This is a genomic window from Mesorhizobium caraganae, assembly GCF_016836705.1.
GTDB lineage: Bacteria > Pseudomonadota > Alphaproteobacteria > Rhizobiales > Rhizobiaceae > Mesorhizobium > Mesorhizobium caraganae.
This window is the reverse complement of record NZ_JAFCGY010000083.1, coordinates 1-1,950: the sequence shown is the minus strand read 5'-3', so window position 1 is coordinate 1,950 and position 1,950 is coordinate 1. Positions and strand designations below refer to the sequence as shown.

Genomic DNA, 1,950 nt, shown 5'->3' with positions numbered 1-1,950 from the left:
ATAGACATAATCAACGGCACCGCGGCCTCCTCTGTAGCGAGAAAGCCTCTCAAGAATCCCTCTTTTCCTACTTGGCAAGAGCCAATCAACTTATCTGCGATTCCCCTGCCCTCAAGGGGGGAGATTACCTGTCCATTGTTATCAAAACTTCATCTTTCCGAGATGCGGCTGAAACATTGAGGCTGGACGCTGGTGGCGGACGTTCAAGCCATCAGGAGACAGCCATGAACAAGATCTCGTTGACCCGCCGCGCCTTCGTCACCTCAGCGAGCGCTGCGGGTCTGCTCGGCGCATCGGGCCTCGCTTTGCCCTACTATTCGCGCGCCAGCCAGCGCCCGGCCTTTACCCATGGCGTCCAGTCCGGCGATGTCGATGCCTCGAGCGGCATGGTGTGGACGCGCACCGATCGACCCTCGCGCGTCATGTTCGAAGTGTCCTCGACCGAGAATTTCGCCAACGCCACCCGGCTGGCGCCGCTCGATACCTCGCCGGCCAGCGACTTTACGGTCAAGCGGCTGCTCACCGACTTGGCTGCCGACCAGGACATCTTCTACCGCATGACGGCCGCCGACCTCGCCGACATCAATGTCGTTTCCGAGCCGATCGTCGGGCGCTTCCGCACCGCACCCACCTCGAAGCGCGACATCAAATTCGCCTGGTCGGGCGACACCGCCGGCCAGGGCTGGGGCATCGACGAGACCGGCATGAAGACCTACGCCACCATCGCCAAGCACACGCCCGACTTCTTCCTGCATTCCGGCGACACGATCTATGCCGATGGCGCGATGAAGGATGAGGTCGACCTGCCTGGCGGCGGCAAATGGAAAAACGTCGTCCTCATCGACGGAAAGCGCAAGGTCGCCGAAACGCTGGACGAGTACCGCGACCAGTGGAAGTACAACATGATGGACAAGAACGTTCTCGCCCTGAGCGCCATCTGCCCGACCTTCTACCAGTGGGACGACCACGAAGTGCTGAACAACTGGTCGGATTCGAAGGATCTGAGCGCCGACAGCCGCTACACCGAAAAATCCATCCATGTGCTGGCGGCGCGTGCGGCGCGCGCCTTCCATGAGATGACGACGATCCGCTACGAACCGTCGGAACCCGGCCGCGTCTATCGCAAGATATCCCACGGGCCGCTGCTCGACGTGTTCTTCCTAGACATGCGCTCCTATCGCGGCCCCAACGGCCCGGACATGCAGGACACCATGACGCCGGAGTCCCGTATACTCGGCGAACAGCAGACCAAATGGCTGAAGCGCGAACTGGCCAACTCCAAGGCGACCTGGAAGGTCATCGCCGCCGACATGCCGCTCGGCCTCGTCGTCTGGGACGACGGCACCAAGAAGGTCGGCGCGGAAGCCGTCAGCAATGGCGACAACGGCCTGCCCAAGGGCCGCGAGCTCGAGATCGCCGACCTTTTGCGCTACATCAAGAACGCCGGCATCACCAACACAGTGTGGCTGACGGCCGACGTGCATTACACGGCCGCGCACTGTTACAACCCTGACAAGGCGCAGTTCCAGGACTTCAACCCGTTCTGGGAATTCGTCTCCGGCCCGATCCATGCCGGCACGTTCGGCCCCAACGATTTCGACATGACGTTCGGTCCGGAGCTGAAATTCATCAAGGCGCCGACGGCAGAACAGGGCCAGAACCTGCCGCCATCGGCTGGCCTGCAGTTCTTCGGATTGGTGGATATTTCAGGCGCTACCGAGCAGCTGACGGTGCGGCTGATGGATCGCGATGACAACGAGCTTTACAAGGTGACGCTCGATCCGGTGCGGTCGGCGTAGGCTGACTTTGATCTCCCCCCTTGAGGGCCTGTTGCACAGTTACGGGAGAAAGGCGTGCGGAGCGGTTTGACCGTGATGTCTCGCTCGGCTTTGCCTTTTGGGGTGGAGTTTGATGGTGGCGGTGAGGCCCTCAGGCCGACGCAGGGCGCAC

2 protein-coding genes are annotated in these 1,950 nt (G+C 61.6%); both read left to right on the top strand.

Translation table 11 applies throughout. From position 1 onward, the window contains the following. Positions 1-180: hypothetical protein (locus JQK88_RS35855; protein WP_210388449.1), on the top strand; the 180-nt coding region annotated here is incomplete at its 5' end. Between the two features lie 44 nt (positions 181-224). Further along, positions 225-1,799 carry an alkaline phosphatase D family protein gene (locus JQK88_RS35330; protein WP_203281194.1) on the top strand — a complete coding sequence of 525 codons (1,575 nt, stop codon included), beginning with the start codon at positions 225-227 and terminating at the stop codon, positions 1,797-1,799. Positions 1,800-1,950 lie beyond the last annotated feature (151 nt).

Excerpts from the sequence above, each read along its gene's own strand:
- JQK88_RS35330 (WP_203281194.1), top strand. The coding sequence starts at position 225 with ATGAACAAGATCTCGTTGACCCGCCGCGCCTTCGTCACCTCAGCGAGC.